This is a genomic window from Nitrincola salilacus, from assembly GCF_046271865.1.
GTDB lineage: Bacteria > Pseudomonadota > Gammaproteobacteria > Pseudomonadales > Balneatricaceae > Nitrincola > Nitrincola salilacus.
In genome coordinates this window covers 929,835-948,025 of the sequence record NZ_CP176580.1, presented here as the reverse complement: position 1 = coordinate 948,025, position 18,191 = coordinate 929,835, and the positions used below count along the sequence as shown (strand labels likewise).

The window sequence follows — 18,191 nt, the reverse complement described above, 5'->3', positions numbered from 1 at the left end:
TCATGGCAAAAACCATATTAATCGTCGATGACTCCGCCTCGATCAGACAGGTCGTATCTATTACCCTCAAAGGCGCAGGTTACGATGTCGTCGAAGCCTGCGATGGTAAAGATGGGCTGTCTAAACTGGATGGCCGCAAGGTGCATCTTGTCATCAGCGACGTGAACATGCCGAACATGGACGGCATCACCTTCGTGAAACAGCTGAAGACCTTGCCCTCATACAAGTTCACACCAGTCATCATGCTCACCACCGAAGCTGGCGATGCCAAAAAAGCTGAAGGCCAGGCCGCAGGCGCCAAAGCATGGGTGGTTAAACCCTTCCAACCTGCCCAGATGCTGACGGCTGTCTCCAAGCTGATACTGCCCTGAGGGAGATACGATGGAGCTCCAGAGTCAATTCGACGAGAAGGAAACCTGTCACGCGTTTTTGAGTGGTGAACTCAACATCTATCATGCCGCTGACATGAAGCCAAAACTGCTCGCAGCGCTCGAACGCTGCACCGAGATGGAACTGCATCTTGCCGACGTCAGCGAGATCGACACGGCCGGGTTGCAACTGCTGGTGTTGATCGAGCAGGAGGCGGCGCGCACAGGCAAGCCCCTGCGTCTGAATGACCATAGCCCAGCAGTGGTGGATATTATCCAGCTGTTCGATCTTGCTGGCTATTTCGGTGATCCGGTGCTGATCCAATCCAAGACATCTTGACCCAAGGAATCCGCATGAATTTGGACGAAGTGCTGAAGACCTTCATCGCCGAAAGCCGTGAACTGCTGCAACAGATGGAAGATGCGTTACTGCATCTGGAGCAGAGTGACGACGATCCGGAGATCATCAATGCGATCTTCCGCGCTGCGCACACTATTAAAGGTTCCGCAGGCTTGTTCGGGCTGGATCACGTGGTTGCCTTCACCCATGTTGCTGAGAGTGTGCTCGACCAGGTACGTGACGGCAAGCTCTCCATCAGCGGCGACCTGTCGGCGCTGATGCTGGAGGTCTGTGATCATATTGGCGTATTGATCGAACAGATAGCCGACGGCGAAGTCATGGATGATGCCACCGCGCAAACCGGTGCAGGCCTGGTCGAGCAACTGCAACGCTATCTTGATACTGATACAAATGCCGATACCGATACCAACGACAGTACTGATAACAGGCATATATCGCTACACACAGGTAGCAATGTAGAGACCGATGCCTTTGTCCGTCATGCCGACAACGCGGCCGAGACCGACAACTGGCATATCTCTCTGCGATTCGGCCCGGACGTATTGCGCAACGGCATGGATCCGGCCTCATTCATTCGCTATCTCGGCACCCTCGGTCGTATCGTGCGTATCGTGACCCTGCTCGACCGCATGCCAGAGGCAATCGCGATGGACCCCGAGACCAACTACCTTGGATTCGAGATCGCCTTCAACAGCGAGGCCGACAAGGCCGCGATCGAAGGCGTATTTGAGTTCGTACGGGACGATTGCCAGATTTGCATCCTGCCACCACACGGCAAGATCACCCAATACCAGGCCCTTATCGGAGACCTGCCTGAGGAGGAGATGCGGCTGGGCGAGATCCTGATCCGCTGCGGCACGCTCACTCAGGTTGAGCTGGATCGCGTGCTCGCCGTGCAGGCAAGCGGTGATGGACAGACCACGCGGCCGATCGGCGAGGTACTGGTCGATGAACATCTGGTACGCCCGGCGGTGGTTGAAGCCGCACTGAAAAAGCAAAAACAGGTGAAGGAAAACCGTGGTGGTGATGCAGGTCTGATCCGTGTCGATGCCGCCAAGCTCGATCAACTTATCAATCTGATCGGCGAACTTATCATTGCCGGCGCCGGCGCCGATTTGATCGCGCAGCAGGCCGGTATCGCCGAACTGTCTGAGGCCACCGCTACCATGACGCGCCTGGTCGAGGAGGTTCGCGACTCAGCACTCACACTACGCATGGTACAGATAGGCGGCACTTTCAACCGTTTCCAACGCGTGGTGCACGACGTATCGAAGGAGATCGGCAAGGATATCCGTCTGGAGATCAGTGGCGGTGAGACCGAACTGGACAAAACCGTGGTGGAAAAGATCGGCGACCCGCTGACCCATCTGGTACGCAACGCCATGGACCACGGTATCGAATCGGCCGAGATCAGGCTGGCAAAAGGCAAATCACCACAGGGTAAGGTACACCTTAACGCCTACCATGACGCTGGCAGCATCGTCATGGAGGTATCCGACGATGGCGCGGGCCTCAATCGCGACAAGATCTTTGCCAAGGCGGTTGATAAAGGCCTGATTGCCGCCGATGCCGTGCTCTCCGACAAGGAGATCTACAACCTGATTTTCGAGGCCGGTTTTTCCACCGCCGATCAGGTCAGCAACCTGTCTGGCCGCGGTGTTGGCATGGATGTGGTACGTCGAAATATTCAGGCCCTGCGTGGCTCCGTCGATCTGGACAGCGAACTCGGCAAGGGATCTACAGTACGCATCCGCCTCCCCCTGACACTGGCCATCATCGACGGCTTTCTGATCGGTCTCGGCGATGCTTCCTACGTCGTGCCATTGAATATGGTTGTTGAATGTATCGAACTCGATCACGGCCTGCAGGATAAAACCTCTGGTCATTACATCAACTTGCGTGGTGAGGTGTTGCCCTACGTCCGGCTGCGCGATCAGTTCGGGATCGAAGGCGAACCCAGTCGGCGCGAGAACATCGTTGTCGTCAACCATGCGGGCCAAAAGGCTGGTTTGGTGGTCGACCGTCTGATGGGCGAATTTCAGACCGTCATCAAACCGCTCGGCAAGGTGTTCTCCACCGTGCGCGGCGTCGGTGGATTCACAATTCTGGGGAGTGGTGAAGTGGCGCTGATTCTTGATGTACCTTCTCTCATTACCTTAGCAAGCGAATTCGAATCGGGCAGAGCGTTCCCCTCACCCATAAATTGATTAACCAGGAGTAATATTATGTTTAAGAACATGAAGGTAGGTGTTCGTCTAATGGGTGGCTTTATGGTCGTGTTGATTCTGATGGTGATGGTGTCTGCCATTGGAGTAACCCGAATGGGCAATCTCAATGAGAATCTCCGGTTAATTGTGGATGACCTATTCCCCAAAACCGTCTGGGCTGAACATATTCTAGCTGGCGTAGACGTGGTGGCGCAGAGCAGCCGCAACATGTTGCTTTTGGATAACCCAGCTGACATTAATGAGCAACGCGAACGTATTATGCAAGCCCGTAAGGACATCGCAGGGTATATCGAACACCTGCAATCCACCATCACGTCTGACACAGGCATTCGTAAAATGAATGCGCTGAATGATGCACGCCAAGCATACATTGCAGGAGTGGATAGCATCCTCAGTGCCATAGATACAGATGATCGAAGCGGTGCCATTGCCTTCCTATATGGCGAGTTCAGGGAAGCCGAAGATCACTACATGGCAACGATCGAAGATATTATAGAATATCAGATAAGCCTGATGGAGCAAGGTGGCGCTGAAGCCGCCGTGACCTACGAGACTGCACGCACATTATTGATTGGCATGACCATTGTTGCCTTTGTTCTCGCGTTACTGATTGCACTGTGGATTGCCCGCAGCATCACCCGCCCAATTGGTGAAGCGGTGAAGGTTGCTCAGAGTCTGGCCGATGGCGACATGATGGTGAACATTAATGTGGACTCAAAAGACGAGACCGGTCAATTGCTGGCCGCGATGCAGACAATGGTGGGTAAGCTGTCTCAGATCATCGGCGATGTGCGCGGCTCGGCAGACTCCCTGTCGTCGGCGTCGGAAGAAGTGAGCGCGACAGCCCAGAGCATGTCCCAGGCATCCTCCGAACAGGCGGCCTCGGTGGAAGAAACCTCTGCCTCGGTGGAGCAGATGGGTGCCTCAATCAACCAGAACACTGAAAACGCCAAGGTCACCGAAGGCATTGCCTCAAAAGCAGCACTTGAAGCCAACCAGGGTGGAGAAGCGGTTAAACAAACGGTATCAGCGATGAAGACTATCGCTGATAAGATCGGCATCATCGACGACATCGCCTATCAAACCAACCTGCTGGCCCTGAACGCGGCCATCGAAGCAGCCCGTGCAGGTGAGCATGGTAAAGGTTTTGCGGTAGTGGCGGCCGAAGTACGCAAGCTGGCCGAACGCAGCCAGGTGGCGGCGCAGGAGATCGGCGAAGTGGCGAAAAGCTCAGTAGGTCTGGCGGAAGAAGCAGGCAAACTGCTGGAAGAGATCGTGCCCGGCATCAATCGCACCTCTGACCTGGTGCAGGAAATCGCTGCAGCCTCACAGGAGCAGTCAACGGGCGCAAACCAGATCAACACCGCGATGGAGCAGTTGAATCAGATCACGCAGCAGAATGCGAGTTCGTCGGAAGAACTGGCAGCTACAGCAGAAGAGATGAGCGGTCAAGCCGAACAATTACAGCAGTTGATGGCGTTTTTCAAAGTCAACGGGGTAGACGGAGGCAGCACCTCAAAAGCTCCTGCATCTACGCTTAAACCGGAGAAATCTCCCAAAGGGTATATGGCTGTTAAGCCTGCACCCAAGCTTGCTGCCAGGTCTGAAGACGAATTTGTCAGCTTCTAGGAGTCGCACATGACTACAGTGACTACAACAGTGACTACAGTGGCTCCAGCCGCCAAAGCGGATGCGCAGGCTGAGTCCAGAGAAGTTCAGCAGTACCTGACCTTCATGCTGACCGGAGAAACCTATGCCATTGGCATTCTCAGGATTAAAGAGATTATTGAGTACGGCCAGTTGACCGAAGTACCTAATATGCCGTCGTTCATCCGAGGTGTCATTAATTTGCGTGGCGCGGTCGTGCCGGTAGTGGACCTTACGGCACGTTTCAATAAAGGCTCCACTGCACTGACCCGGCGTACCTGCATCGTCATCATCGAGGTGATCAACGCCGAGGAGCAGCAGGTCATTGGCGTTATGGTGGATGCTGTAAACGAGGTACTGGAGATAGCCCCCGGAGAGATCGAACCTGCGCCGAGCTTCGGCGCCAGGATACGTGCTGATTTCATCGCCGGTATGGGCAAGGTGGATGGCCGTTTTATAATCCTGCTTGATGTCGACAAGGTACTCTCTGTCGACGAGCTGGCACAGTTGCCGCAGCCATGATGACTCGGCACTCTGTTACATGGACAAGAGCATGAGCCATGCCGAACTGAGCGACCGGGAGTTCAGTCAGTTCCAGCAACTGATCTACCGCATTGCCGGGATCAGCCTGTCCGGCGCCAAGAAACCCCTGGTAACCAGCAGACTGACGAATCGGGTACGGCAGCACGGACATTCAAGCTTTGGTGCCTATTTCGAAACCCTGATGCAAGACAAGGAGGAGTTGCAGATTGCGGTCGACTTGCTGACCACCAACGAGACCTATTTTTTTCGTGAACCCAAGCACATGGATTTTCTGGCAGAGAAGCTGTTGCCGGTACACCCTCGTGGCCGTCCTTTCCGGATCTGGAGTGCGGCCAGCTCGTCGGGGGAGGAAGCCTACTCTCTGGCAATGGTTCTGGCTGACAAACTTGGAGAAGAGAGTTGGGAGATCCTTGGTTCGGACATCAGTACGCGCGTGCTTGAAAAAGCACGCGGAGGACACTATTCGTTGGATCGCACCAATGGCATTCCACAAGCCTATTTGAAGCGCTACTGCCTGAAAGGTATCGGCACGCAAACGGGGACTTTCAAAATCAGCCGCGCGCTGCGAGACAGGGTCAGCTTTCATCAGGTGAATCTGATCGAGCCCTTGCCACGACTGGGTGAGTTCGATGCTATATTCCTGCGTAACGTGATGATCTATTTCGATATGGAAACCAAGCGCCAGGTGGTGAGCCGCCTGCTGCCACTGTTACGGCCCGGCGGTCATTTTTTCATCAGCCATTCGGAGAGTCTGAACGGCGTCTGCGATACCCTCAAGCTCGTTTCACCTTCGATCTACAGGAAGCCATGATGGTCGAACCCGAACGTTACATAGAGATATTCCTGCAACCTGGAGAACTTTATTTTGGCGGTCGGGATACACGTATCCGAACCCTTCTCGGATCTTGTGTGTCGCTCGTGATCTGGCATCCACAGCTGCATGTGGGTGGCATGTGTCATTTCATGTTGCCTGGCAGGGCTCGCTCACCGCAAACGCTGCTGGATGGACGCTATGCCGACGAGGCGATGGAGCTGTTGCTGGTGGACATCCGCAAGATTGGCGCCCCGCCGAGCGAGTATCGATTGAAAATGTTCGGCGGTGGCAATATGTTTCCCGGGATCACACGCGCGGATGCCAGTCATATCGGATCCAAAAATGTACAAACTGCACGGGAACTGAGTGAGCGTTACGGCTTTACCTGCGTATCCGAGCACGTTGAGGGCTCCGGCCACCGCTATCTCATTTTCGATGTCTGGAGCGGTATCGTGTCGTTACGACACAGCGCGCTGAGAGTCAGTGTAGAGCCAGCGGCTATGCTTGCACCAATGGATTTCACGGGCTCTGCAGAAGCGGATGCGCTCTCGGCGCGTTTTCCGGTTGCGATGACCTCTAGTCGTTTAAAATAATGTGCCAGGAGCTGACCTTTTTGTCTCCAATTAAAGTTCTTATTGTTGATGATTCCGCCGTCGTGCGTCAGGTACTTTCCGCTACACTGACGGAAGATGTCGGTATAGAGGTGATTGGCACCGCATCTGACCCCATTTTTGCCATGGACAAAATGGCAAAAGCCTGGCCGGATGTGATCGTGCTTGACGTTGAAATGCCACGCATGGATGGCATCACATTTCTGCGCAAAATCATGGCTGAGCGCCCAACGCCTGTGGTGATCTGTTCAACCCTGACCGAAAAGGGTGCTGAAACCACCATGCAAGCGATGTCGGCTGGTGCCGTTGGCATTGTCACCAAACCCAAGATGGGGTTGAAGCAGTATTTGCAGGATGCATCCTGCGATCTCGTCGGCGCTGTGAAAGCTGCGGCGCGTGCCAATCCGCGGCGACTGGCACCCACTGCAGAATTGCCGAAAGTTCAGCCCAAGCTGTCTGCAGATACTGTCATCTCAGCAGGGACTACAGCCATGGCGCAGACCACCGATCGCGTCGTTGCCATAGGTACGTCGACAGGAGGCACACAGGCTTTGGAGGTTGTTTTGAGAGCGTTGCCGCGTGTCTGCCCCGGCATTATTGTGGTGCAACACATGCCGGAAAAATTTACCGAGGCTTTTGCCCGGCGCCTGGACGGCTTATGTCAGATGGAGGTGCGTGAGGCAACCAATGGTGACCGGGTCAGGCCGGGGCTGGTGCTGATCGCACCCGGTGGGCGACACATGCTGCTTAAACGCAGCGGCGCGCAATATCACGTTGATATCATTGATGGCCCACCGGTTAGCCGTCATAGACCATCAGTCGACGTTTTATTCCGTTCGGTTGCAAAGTTTGCTGGCCGCAACGCCCTCGGGATCATCATGACAGGAATGGGTGATGACGGCGCCCGTGGCCTCAAAGAGATGCACGATGCCGGTGCCCATACATTGGCACAGGACGAAGAGACGTGCGTCGTTTACGGTATGCCCAAAGAAGCCGTTAAGCTCGGCGCAGTGAATCAATCGCTGCCGCTCGACAAGATCTCATCTGCGATCATGCATATCCCTGGTGCAGGCCAGCGTCGGCGGGAATTATGAAGGGGCAGTCATGATAAATGTCGGCATTAGAATACCAGTGCATGGTGAATTGGATGGTCCTTGGGATACTTTTCCTTCAACCAGTCATGAAGCGCACGTGAAAAGTCATGACCGATGCCTCTGAGCTCTACATACTCTGGGCTATCTAAGCGACTTTCTTTGCTCACATTTTCTAACGCACTACGAATATCAGGGAGTGTCAGCTTCTCAATAAATGACTCATACGTAGTAAAAATATCTTCGGTGGCAAACTGCCCATCCCCCAGCTTCGCTATTCTACGTAACGCAGTAAGGTCGAATAACTCTATAGCACGCGCTACTTTTCCCTCCCAATCAAGACCGGAAAGCTCTGCAGCCACAATAATGCCGCTGAAATAGAGCAGCTTTCTGGAGAAACGAAGCTTGATATTCCTGAGGCCCCATGGTTTTTGATTTTCTGTCGTTTTAAACTCGAAGTCAGTTGCAATCGTCCGGTAATATCGGATGATGTCATTCAGCAAAAACCTTGGAATCTGCTCGTCTGGAGAGCTGCGTTTTATGTACCGCTCCAATAACTGGCGGCGGTAGTCATAGAAGCGGCCATTACCATAAAGCCATGTTCCCTCCAAAAGGAATAGCAAACGGCGTGTCATAGTCTCATTTGTATCTTGTTGACCACCGATGTTTTTCAGCATATCGCTAAAACAGGCTATAGCTTCCTGACCAAAGGTACCCGTATCCCCCGTTTCATTCGTGATTTCTTCTTTAATAGTTTTGTCGATGGCTTCAATTTCAGCAGCAATCACATCTCCTGGAAGATCTCGATCGAAAATAATAAACCAGTCAAGATCGGATTCCTCTGTCGCCTCAGCACGGCCATAAGAGCCTGTAGTAACAACTGTTATGTTATTCCTGTGCTCGCTGTGAGTAAGAGCTTCATTAATCTTTTCTCTGAGGCAGTCAAGCTTGCTTCCTGTAAACCGCGAAGCCTGACCAATGTTGTGATAATTATCCATAATCATCTGTATGACCTCCCTGCTGTCAGAGTGAAATAATCAGTTGTTCTCGTTTATTATTGTTGGCTGAAGCTCTAAGCTTTGTCCAGGCACGCTGTTTGACGCACTGATATCGTCGCATGCTCAAATAGTTTGGTTGTATTTCATAATGTCGGCTGCAATATTCCAACGTCATATTGCTGAGAATTTCTGGCACATCATGAGCTGAGTGTATAGTGGACAAATTTTTAAATAGCTGGCTGTGTCTGCGAAGCCAGCGCCTTTCGTTCTCGAACAGCTCACCCTCAACCAGTTGCTGGCCAGTATTTTCAAAATACATCTGACTGTACTGGTCTGCGACTAAGCCAACGTCTCTATTAATCAGTTGATTGTAGACATAGCCTTTCATTTTCCAGAAATTATCTAACATTCTGAAGCGCCCCTCCTCTTTTGATACAAAAGAAGCCAGGGCAACATCAAGCGGATTCAGAGATGTGGGTGTATCCTTCAAGTAGCGATAACTACGAATAATACCCTCAATCGTATCAATATTAATCGGGCTGCTGAACAGGTCGCCACCCTCTGCATCCGAAGCATCTCCAGCAATAAGGTTACTGACGAAACTCACATCCAGTTTATTTGACAAGATTTTATGCAGCCCAGCGCTACTTTTATGCCTGCCAGACATCACCATTACACCCATCTCATGATGCCCATATCCGAACTGTTTTTTTAGATATGGTTCTACGCTGTGTGACAGTGGAGGGTGACCAATGTCATGGAGCAGACCCGCTATGACCAAGTGGCGTTTCAAGTCATCACTGTAGCCACGCTCCTCAGCTACAAAGCTTGCAAGTGCTGCAACATGTAAGGAATGATCAGCTCGGGAACGCGGTGATTTTTTAAGGCGGCAAATCGGTGCAATATGATCCAATGCTCCCAAAAAAGAGATGCTCCTGAGCCGCAAAAAGGGCTCTGAATGGATGACTTTATCCACAACCAGGTCTTTGCTCAGCGACATCACCCAATCAGTCAGCGTGTGGGGAGTATCAGAGTCTGCAAAAATGGAAAAATTAGAGTGCTTCTCTGTGCTACACACTGGAGACACGTGAGAGGTTCCTATGATTGTATTGTTGATGTCACTCATGCAATTAGTATAGCGCTTTACCAAATATACGGCGCTAATGACTAAACTCTTGTTAATACAGCACCTATCCAGTACTAAGCCAGACAGAGTTGACTTACCGGCCAGTCAGATAATGTATCGAGTCAGGCCGCTGTGTTGGTAAAGTTTCATATCACAGCGTTGGCCAAACAACGCTTCATAGCCTATCAAAAGGCTAGCTTAACTGCTCGTTAAACTTAATATATGTGTCACATATGCGCAAAGAAATTTTCAGTAAAAGAACTCCTTCCATCTCCAGCAGCATCAGGAATGGAAGGAGAAAAGGGAGGGTCATGGATGTAACAGGGAACCGATCAGCCCGCCTGGTTAAGCACCGCCTGCAGCAGAACGTTGCAGCCGGCTTCCAGATGCGCTGGATCGGCGTTTTCTATCTCGTTGTGGCTGATGCCGTTTTCGCAGGGGACAAACACCATCGCCGTCGGGGCAACGCGTGAGATGTAGCAAGCGTCGTGTCCGGCGCCGCTGACAATGTCACGGTGACTGAGTCCCGCAGCGATAGCCGCATCGCGCACGGAATTAACGCAGGACTCGTTGAAATGCACCGGGGGTGAGTACCAGATCTGCTCGAATGCCATCTCCAGCCCGACATCATTGGCAACGCTTTCGCAGATCTCACGCAGTTCGTGGTCCATTGCCGACAGGACCTTGTCATCCGGGTGGCGGAAGTCGATAGTGAAGAACACCTGACCAGGGATGACGTTGCGTGAGTTGGGGTGCACATTGAGCAGACCAACGGTGGCGCAGGCCAGCGGTGCATGGCGCAGGCCTATCTCGTTCACAGCACTGATGATGCGCGCAGCACCGACCAGCGCATCCTTACGGCGTGCCATCGGGGTTGGGCCGGCATGCGCTTCCTGACCGGTCAGGGTCACTTCATACCAGCGCTGGCCCTGCGCATCAGTGACAACGCCGATGGTGATCCCTTCATCTTCCAGAATCGGGCCCTGCTCGATATGTGCCTCGAAGAACGCCTTGAACGGACGCCCGCCCACGTCATCCTCGCCGGCATAACCGATACGCGCCAGCTCTTCGCCCATGGTCTTGCCATCCAGATCGGCACGGCTCAGGCCATACTCCAGATCAAACACACCCGCGAACACGCCGGAAGCGACCATGGCTGGTGGGAAGCGCGATCCCTCTTCATTGGTCCAGACGGAAGCCTCAATCGGCGCATCGGTCTCCACCTTGTGGTCATTAAGGGTACGGATCACCTCCAAGCCGGACAGCACACCGTAGATCCCATCAAACTTGCCGCCCGTCGGCTGTGTATCCAGATGGCTGCCCATCACCACCGGCGGCAGGCTGTCGTCACGACCTGCGCGGCGGGCAAAGATGTTACCCATCTTATCGACACGGATACTGCAGCCGGCCTCCTTGCACCAGCTGACAAACAGATCGCGCCCCTGCTTATCCAGATCGGTCAGTGCCAGACGGCAAACACCCCCTTTCGGGGTGGCTCCGATCTGTCCCATCTCCATGATGGAATCCCACAGGCGTTCGCCATTAACAGTTATTTTGCTCATGTCTCTCTCCTGCTATCGATTTCAGCGTGAAAAATGCGGGATGATCTTGTTGCCATAGTCGGCAATGATCCGCTCTTCGTCGCCATTATCCAGATAGATGTTGAACTGAGTGGTACCGGCTTTTTCCAGCTCCAGCAGTTTGGCGATATGAGCATCGATACCGCCGAGGACGCAGAAGCTTTCAACAATCTCGTCGGTGATAAAGTCCAGATAGGGGTTATCGCTCTGACCATGCTTGGAATAGTCATAACCTTTACGCTGTTCGATATAGGCGGTCAGACTCTCCGGCACCAGGCCGCTGTGGGCACCGTATTTCTCAACGATATCGGCCACATGGTTGCCGACCATCGCCGGGAACCATTTGGTTGCTTCCAGACATTTATCCATATCACCGGTAAAGGCAGGTGCCGCAGCGATCACCTGGAAGTTAGACATATCACGTCCTGCTTCCTTACCTGCATCAATCGCCTGATCGGCAAACCATTTCACCAGCGCAGGCTCTGCGATCTGCAGAATCACGCCATCGCCCACTTCACCGGCCGTTTTCAGTGCCATCGGGCCATAGGCACCGATATGCACCGGCAGCTCGTAGCCGTTTGCCCAGGGGAATTTGACCGCTTCCGGGCTTTCGCCATACTGCACCTCTTCACCGCGCACCATTGCCTTCACCTTCTGAGTGAACTCGGCGACACGCGCCAAGGTGGCGGGTTTTTTGCCCATCACGCGCATGGCACTGTCGCCACGACCGAGGCCTACCACAAAGCGCCCTTCACTCTGCAACGCGAGGCTGGCAAACAGGCTGGCGGCAACGGACCAGTCCCGCGAATTGGGGTTGGTGACACAGGGGCCGAACTTCATCTTCTTTGTGTGCTCCATGCACATGGCGATGGCGGGATAGCACTCACGCCAGAGCACGTGCGAGTCGTAGAACCAGCAGTGGGTGAAGCCGGCTTCTTCAGCCTGACGAACCAGATTACGGGCGCGAGACGGGCTGACAAAGCCCTTGAAGGTAATTCCAAATTCCATTGTGCTTACTCCTGAACAGTTGTTTTTATTGATTCGGTGGTGCAATCCGTATGCCTGCATGGGTAAACGGGACTTTTTTGGAGATATTGATCCGGATCAGAATCGGGGTAATCGCCTCGATGCAGCGCGCACTCTGTGCAGGGCCTGCGTTGTAGGCTTTCACATCCAGTTTCTCGATCAGTGTGATCACCTCTTCACGTGCCGCCAGATCATTGCCGCAGACCAGGATGTCGCAGTTGATCGAATGATCGAGCTGACTCAAGGTGGTGGCCGAGACGTTATGCAGCGCTCCGATCACCGGGATCTCATCACCCAGTAGCGCCTGAGCGGCTTCGGTGGCAGAGCCTTCGGGCGGCATATCCACCAGTTTCGGGTCGCCCTGCTTCAGTGGCACCACGATATCCACCAGAATCTTGCCGCTGAGCTGGCTGCGGATCGCTTCCAGCGTGGCGTTGTGGGCAGCGTAGGGCACGGCGAGAATCACCATTCGCTCGGCGGCAGCCACTGCCCCCTCATTATCGGTGCCAGTGATAATGCCGGTTGCGCCGGGGATCTGCTGGTTCAGTTCGGTGGCGATCTCTGCTGCGCGCTCAGCATCGCGTGAGCCGAGCACCACATCCACGCCAGCCGCTGCAAAGCGCAGGGCCAACCCCTTGCCCTGAGGGCCGGTACCGCCAAGAATTGCGATTGTCATCTGAATAAATCCTCCAGTTGGGGTCTGATCAGGTCGAGGGCAGAACTGTTGTCCGGCGTCCACTCAACCCCTTTAAAAATCAATGCGGGCACCTTGCCCTCCTTGCTCATCAGCAAACCGGATGCGGCAGCCAGCTCATCGGCCAGTGCCGGCACGGTCACTTTCAGCTCGCGACCATAGGCATCGGATTCACCGGCCAGATCAATTTTGCTCGGCACCCTGGCCAGCCCGATCGCAACATTCACCAACCCCATGCGCCAGGGTCTGCCGAAGGTGTCGGTAATCACGACGCCAAGCCGTTTGCCACTGGCCTGCTCCAGACCCTCGCAAAGACGACGGGCACTGGCATCAGGATCGATCGGCAGCAGAATCACATGCCCCGGCATATCGACATTGGATTCATCCACCGCGGCATTAGCGCAGATAAAGCCCAGCCGATGCTCGGCGATCAGCGTGCCCTCCTCTTGCCCAGGCCGTTTCACGGCACGCACCACACGGCGCGATTCGGACAGGATCACCTCGATCTTGCGCGGGTCCTTGCTCAGCGTGTCGCTCAGTTGCAGTGCCTGCTCCGACGGAGTGACATCAGCCAGATTGACGATCCGCCCTTCCGCCTTGGACACCACCTTATGTGCGATCACCAGAATGTCGCCGTCTCCCAGCGTGATGCGGCCACGATCCAGTGCGGCCAGCAGGGTTTCCACCAGATCATCACCGGGATGAATATCGGGGATGCCCGGGAGGGTCTGTAATGTGATCTGTCCGTTCATCCGTTAAGCCTCGCTGGTGAAGTGATGGCAGGTGCCGGGATCGCTGTCAGGCAGCCTTGCCAGTGGCGCAGATCATCCGGTGTGTCGATATCACGCGTCAGTTGAGCCAGTGTCAGCAATCGCGCCGGGATGGCTCGCTGGTGCGCCTCGGCCAGATGTGCCCGACTGGATTGTTTGCCGAAACGAAAAGGGATCACTCCCGGTGGAGAAGTCAGCAGCGCATTGGTGCCGCCATCATGGGCAGGACAGACAACCACTGATGGCATCTCACCCGCGGCGTTCAGCAGATGACGAATCTCGGCAACATTCAGCTCTGCAATATCAGCCGGCAGCAGCAATTGAGACTCGAAGCCCTGGTCACGACACCAGTGCGCAGCCAGAGTAACGGCATGGTTGAGTCCTGCCTCCTTGTCACCAGCCAGCAGCAAGGTTCGTTCAGCGTCAGTCAAAACAGGTTCCAGTAGCACATGTGCGCCATGGCTCACCGCGATATCGGCTATCTGTTGCGATGCACTGACCACCAGCACTGGCGTCTCGCTGAAATGACGGGCAAAAAAGGTCAGGGTCTGCCGGTACAGCGCAAGCGCAACCGCTTCACGCTGGGCCCCACTCAGCACCCCTGACAAACGTCGCTTGGCAGACGCAGGTGCCTTCATCGGAATCACGATGCAGGTGCTCATGACACACCCTCTTGCCGTGACTCGGTTAAGCGCTGACCACAATGGCTCTGGCAGTGGCTGAGATAAAACTGCACCAGTGTTTCTGCCACGCGGATCTTGCTCTGACGCGACTGCATCAGCGTATCGGTTGCCAGCACATCCAGTCCTCGTGCCTGCAGATGGCTGATCGCATCACGATCCAACTGATCGATCAACATGCCATCGATCAGTCCTTGATAGCAGTCGGCAACCCCGAGCACATCCGCACTGAACCCGGATGCCTGCATCATCTTGTCGGCAGGACCCTTGACGGTTTCGCCCTGGATCAGTGGCGAGACAGCGATACGATAAGCGCTGGTATCCAGCACCGCCTGTCGGATACCGGGCACCGCCAGAATGGCGCCGATACTGGCGATCGGATTGCTCGGTGCCAGCACCAGCAGATCGGCTTCGGCAATCGCCCTGAGCGCTTCCGGTGTCGGTGTAGCGTTGTCGGCGCCGATCACAGTGAAGCTTTTAACGGCTGGCTCGCAGCGCTCACGCACAAAGTAATCCTGAAAATCGAGCCAGCCCTTGTCGGTACTGACCCAGCTCTGAATCACATCATCGGTCGGCAGCAGTATCTCGGCCTTCACACCCAGTTGGCGGGCGATATTGGCAGCGATCTCGCTGGGCCGTACACCCAAGGCGCGCTGCTCAGTGCGATAGATATGCGTGGCAAAATCCTGATCACCGAGCAACATCCAGGTCTCACGCCCCAGCCGATTCAGCGCTTTTAGCGTATGGTCCGTATCACCGGCCAGGCCCCAGCCCTTATCACGATCGATCATATCTGCCAGGGTGTAGATCAGGGTGTCGATATCGGGTGACACCCACAGGCCATGAAAGGTCTGATCATCCGCGACATTACCGATGATCTTGAGCGGGTTGCTATTCTGACTTTCATTGCTGTTACAAAAATGACTGTTGCAATAATGGCTATTGCAGTAATGGCTATGCATCAGCCCTTCCGCCATCTTCGCGCCGCCGACACCACCCGCCAGTAACGTGATGCGCAGCGGCTGTTTCGGGAGGTCCGATATCTGACCCGATATCTGGCCCGATATCTGTGTCTGAGCATTCATGCCGCACCTCCTGCGCTGGTCGCAATCAGCTGATAGCCGCACTGAGTCGACTGAGCGACTGATACCTCAGCCAGGTCGAAGTTTTCCAGCGTCTGATACAGCGTGCCGCGACGGTAAGGCGTCAGACCCGCCTGACGGATCATGCGCACCATATCGTCAGGCACTATCTCCTGACCATGCTTGCCACCGGAGGAGCGGGAAATGCTCTCGTTCATCAATGTGCCACCCAGATCGTTGGCGCCAGCGCGCAGCATCTGGCGGGCATAATCCGGCCCCAGCTTGACCCAGGAAGCCTGAATATTGTCGATCCAGCCGTTCAGCATCAGACGCGAAACCGCATGCATACGGATATTCTCTTCCGCCGTCGGGCCGGGGCGTACCAGCATCTGATTGCTCTTCTGTTCGGTGAAGAGCGGCGACTCGTAATGCACAAAGCCCAGCGGCACAAACTCAGTAAAGCCGCCGGTACGCTTCTGAATATCGCGCAGCAGGGCAATATGCGCCGCCCAATGACGTGGCTCATCAATATGGCCATACATGATCGTCGAAGTGGTCGGCAGCCCGAGTTGATGGGCCGTGGTGATGATCTCAACCCACTGTTCAGTGGTCAGCTTGTCTTTGGTGAGCTGCTGGCGGATCTCGACATCCAGAATCTCGGCTGCAGTGCCCGGCATGGAGCCCAGGCCGTGATCAATCAGGTCCTGAATAAATTCAGCCGTGGTCACTTTGTTCTTGTGTGCACCGAACCAGATTTCAAAGGGCGAGAAGGCATGGATATGCATATCCGGCACCTGCTGCTTGATCGCCTTGAGGATATTACGATAGTGGCTGCCATCGATATTGGGATGCAGACCGCCCTGAATGCAGACTTCGCTGGCGCCGCGATCCCAGGCTTCCTGCGCCCGTTTGGCCACCTCCTCCATCGACAACAGCTCAGCATCGGCATCGCCCTTGCGCTTGGCAAAGCCGCAGAATTTGCAGCCCATGTAGCAGACGTTGGTGAAGTTGATATTGCGCGTGATAACAAAGCTACCGCGATCTCCGACCGCCTGCTGACGAACCAGATCGGCCGTGGCGACCAGTGCATCCAGCTCAGCACCTTGAGTATTAAACAGCACCACCGCCTCGGCTTCGGATATCTCTTCCCCCTCCAGCGCCCGTGCCAGTATATGGCTCACTTGAGGGTTGATCTGCGCCAACCGGGCATGAATACCACTGCCAAGGCGTGCCTGCATATCCACACTGCGGGGGCCTCTGGCAATAACGTGTTGCTGTTCGAAAATACCCATGATGCTCTCCTTGAAAACTGTATGCGTGTGCCTTGGCTCGATAGCCACTAGATACCTACTGGCAGTACTGCACCGATGCCAGACCATCGACCCGGGCGATCTGCTCCACCCGCTCAGCCACACGGGGCAGGAAGTAACGCTCCGGTAGATTCTGATACTGGGGATAGACTGCCAGCCGCTCCTGCAGACGGTGCCCACAGGCGGCAGTGGCTGTTGCAAGTTGAGCGATCTGGGGCCAGGCTTTTTCAGGATTGATATGATCCAGCGTCAAGGGGGAGATACCGCCCCAGTCATTGATCCCGGAGTTGAGATAGGCACTGTAGCGCTGCTGAAGATTCGGTGGTGCCTGCAGGCTGATAGAGGGATCGAGCAGCAGCCGCGCCACCGCCAGGGTACGCAGCATATCGTCGAGATCCGGCTCGGGTGAGTTGGCCATCGCAGTGCCGGGCTTGGCACAGAAGTTCTGTACGATCACCTCCTGGATATGGCCATAACGCTGATGGATCTCGTTGATGGCGATCAGGCTGTCGACTCGCTCGGTCCAGTTCTCACCGATACCGATCAGGATGCCCGTGGTGAAAGGTACATTTTGGCGCCCGGCACGCTCCAGCGTACGCAATCGCTGCACCGGCACCTTATCTGGGCAGGCATAGTGCGCTTCACCCTTGACCAGCAGACGACGGCTGACGTTCTCCAGCATCATCCCCATGCTGGCACTGACCGGTTTTAATTTGCGGATATCTTCGGATGACAGCGTACCGGCATTAACATGTGGCAGCAGGCTGCTTTCATTGATCACCCGCTCACACATGTCGTGCAGATAATCGACCATCGAGGTGTAGCCTAACTGCGCTAATGCCTCACGCGCCTGTGGATAACGCAGCTCTGGCTTCTCACCCAGGCTGAACAGCACCTCCTTGCAACCCATACGCTCACCTTCATGCACCACGGCCATCACCTGATCGGGTGTCATGATGCGTGCTTGAGGATGGTCGGGGTGTTTAACGAAGGTGCAGTAACCGCAGGTATCGCGGCACATGTTGGTCAGAGGTACGAAAACTTTACGCGAGTAGGTGATGCGATCACCCCAGTGCAGATCGCGCAGGGCGCAGGCTTGGTCGCGCAGTTGCTGCAGCGCATCTGCACTGACGCCTTCAAGGCTGATAGCCTGGTCTCTGGATAACATGGCAATCTCTCCCGCGTATTATTGGACACATCTAAAAACCTACTGCACGGTTTTTCGAAGTGCCCTGTTGTTTATTTTCGAGGGGCGGATGTTT

General features: G+C 54.8%; 18 protein-coding genes. 8 read left to right on the top strand and 10 right to left on the bottom strand.

Annotation, left to right across the window (positions count from 1 at the left end):
- Nucleotides 1–2 precede the first annotated feature (2 nt).
- The 8 genes from ACK3CJ_RS04365 to ACK3CJ_RS04330 are packed head-to-tail and all read left to right on the top strand — an operon-like array spanning nucleotide 3 to nucleotide 7,666.
- Nucleotides 3–371 carry a response regulator gene (locus tag ACK3CJ_RS04365; protein WP_409525202.1) on the top strand — a complete coding sequence of 123 codons (369 nt, stop codon included), beginning with the start codon at nucleotides 3–5 and terminating at the stop codon, nucleotides 369–371.
- Nucleotides 372–381: 10 nt separating this feature from the next.
- Complete coding sequence (locus tag ACK3CJ_RS04360; protein ID WP_409525201.1) at nucleotides 382–708, top strand: STAS domain-containing protein; 327 nt, start codon at nucleotides 382–384, stop codon at nucleotides 706–708.
- Nucleotides 709–722: 14 nt separating this feature from the next.
- Nucleotides 723–2,936: a chemotaxis protein CheA gene (locus ACK3CJ_RS04355; protein ID WP_409525200.1), complete on the top strand. Its 2,214-nt coding sequence runs from the start codon at nucleotides 723–725 to the stop codon at nucleotides 2,934–2,936.
- An 18-nt stretch (nucleotides 2,937–2,954) separates the two neighbouring features.
- The gene (locus ACK3CJ_RS04350; RefSeq protein ID WP_409525199.1) at nucleotides 2,955–4,586 is read left to right on the top strand and encodes a methyl-accepting chemotaxis protein; all 1,632 of its coding nucleotides are present in this window, start codon (nucleotides 2,955–2,957) and stop codon (nucleotides 4,584–4,586) included.
- A 9-nt stretch (nucleotides 4,587–4,595) separates the two neighbouring features.
- Nucleotides 4,596–5,126 (top strand): chemotaxis protein CheW, encoded by a 531-nt coding sequence (locus tag ACK3CJ_RS04345; RefSeq protein ID WP_409525198.1) that lies wholly within the window; start codon nucleotides 4,596–4,598, stop codon nucleotides 5,124–5,126.
- Nucleotides 5,127–5,157: 31 nt separating this feature from the next.
- Complete coding sequence (locus ACK3CJ_RS04340) at nucleotides 5,158–5,958, top strand: CheR family methyltransferase (RefSeq protein WP_409525197.1); 801 nt, start codon at nucleotides 5,158–5,160, stop codon at nucleotides 5,956–5,958.
- Nucleotides 5,958–6,554 (top strand): chemotaxis protein CheD, encoded by a 597-nt coding sequence (locus tag ACK3CJ_RS04335; protein WP_409525196.1) that lies wholly within the window; start codon nucleotides 5,958–5,960, stop codon nucleotides 6,552–6,554. Before ACK3CJ_RS04340 ends, ACK3CJ_RS04335 begins: the two co-directional genes overlap by 1 nt.
- A 20-nt stretch (nucleotides 6,555–6,574) precedes the next feature.
- Nucleotides 6,575–7,666 (top strand): protein-glutamate methylesterase/protein-glutamine glutaminase, encoded by a 1,092-nt coding sequence (locus ACK3CJ_RS04330; RefSeq protein WP_409525195.1) that lies wholly within the window; start codon nucleotides 6,575–6,577, stop codon nucleotides 7,664–7,666.
- Between the two features lie 26 nt (nucleotides 7,667–7,692).
- Here the strand turns inward: ACK3CJ_RS04330 and ACK3CJ_RS04325 are convergent, their stop codons facing one another.
- The 10 genes from ACK3CJ_RS04325 to cofG all read right to left on the bottom strand — a co-directional run bounded on the left by ACK3CJ_RS04325 (nucleotide 7,693) and on the right by cofG (nucleotide 18,097).
- Nucleotides 7,693–8,667, bottom strand: coding sequence for a nucleotidyltransferase domain-containing protein (locus tag ACK3CJ_RS04325; protein WP_409525194.1), 975 nt, complete (start codon nucleotides 8,665–8,667; stop codon nucleotides 7,693–7,695).
- A gap of 19 nt (nucleotides 8,668–8,686) precedes the next feature.
- Complete coding sequence (locus tag ACK3CJ_RS04320) at nucleotides 8,687–9,661, bottom strand: HD domain-containing protein (RefSeq protein WP_409525193.1); 975 nt, start codon at nucleotides 9,659–9,661, stop codon at nucleotides 8,687–8,689.
- Nucleotides 9,662–10,119: 458 nt separating this feature from the next.
- Nucleotides 10,120–11,349, bottom strand: a complete 1,230-nt coding sequence (locus ACK3CJ_RS04315; RefSeq protein WP_409525192.1) for a Zn-dependent hydrolase — start codon at nucleotides 11,347–11,349, stop codon at nucleotides 10,120–10,122.
- 21 nt (nucleotides 11,350–11,370) lie between these two features.
- A complete protein-coding gene (locus tag ACK3CJ_RS04310; protein WP_409525191.1) occupies nucleotides 11,371–12,375 on the bottom strand; it encodes a TIGR03842 family LLM class F420-dependent oxidoreductase in 1,005 nt (334 codons plus the stop codon).
- A gap of 25 nt (nucleotides 12,376–12,400) precedes the next feature.
- A complete protein-coding gene (gene npdG, locus ACK3CJ_RS04305) occupies nucleotides 12,401–13,069 on the bottom strand; it encodes an NADPH-dependent F420 reductase (RefSeq protein WP_409525190.1) in 669 nt (222 codons plus the stop codon).
- On the bottom strand, nucleotides 13,066–13,839 hold the full coding sequence (gene cofE, locus ACK3CJ_RS04300; RefSeq protein WP_409525189.1) for a coenzyme F420-0:L-glutamate ligase: 774 nt from the start codon (nucleotides 13,837–13,839) through the stop codon (nucleotides 13,066–13,068). The genes npdG and cofE overlap by 4 nt, the downstream gene beginning before the upstream one ends.
- Nucleotides 13,836–14,519: a 2-phospho-L-lactate guanylyltransferase gene (gene cofC / locus ACK3CJ_RS04295; protein WP_409525188.1), complete on the bottom strand. Its 684-nt coding sequence runs from the start codon at nucleotides 14,517–14,519 to the stop codon at nucleotides 13,836–13,838. The genes cofE and cofC overlap by 4 nt, the downstream gene beginning before the upstream one ends.
- Complete coding sequence (gene cofD / locus ACK3CJ_RS04290) at nucleotides 14,516–15,622, bottom strand: 2-phospho-L-lactate transferase (RefSeq protein ID WP_409525187.1); 1,107 nt, start codon at nucleotides 15,620–15,622, stop codon at nucleotides 14,516–14,518. Before cofD ends, cofC begins: the two co-directional genes overlap by 4 nt.
- The gene (gene cofH / locus ACK3CJ_RS04285) at nucleotides 15,619–16,911 is read right to left on the bottom strand and encodes a 5-amino-6-(D-ribitylamino)uracil--L-tyrosine 4-hydroxyphenyl transferase CofH (RefSeq protein WP_409525186.1); all 1,293 of its coding nucleotides are present in this window, start codon (nucleotides 16,909–16,911) and stop codon (nucleotides 15,619–15,621) included. The genes cofD and cofH overlap by 4 nt, the downstream gene beginning before the upstream one ends.
- 55 nt (nucleotides 16,912–16,966) lie before the next feature.
- Nucleotides 16,967–18,097 (bottom strand): 7,8-didemethyl-8-hydroxy-5-deazariboflavin synthase CofG, encoded by a 1,131-nt coding sequence (gene cofG / locus ACK3CJ_RS04280; protein WP_409525185.1) that lies wholly within the window; start codon nucleotides 18,095–18,097, stop codon nucleotides 16,967–16,969.
- Nucleotides 18,098–18,191: the final 94 nt, after the last annotated feature.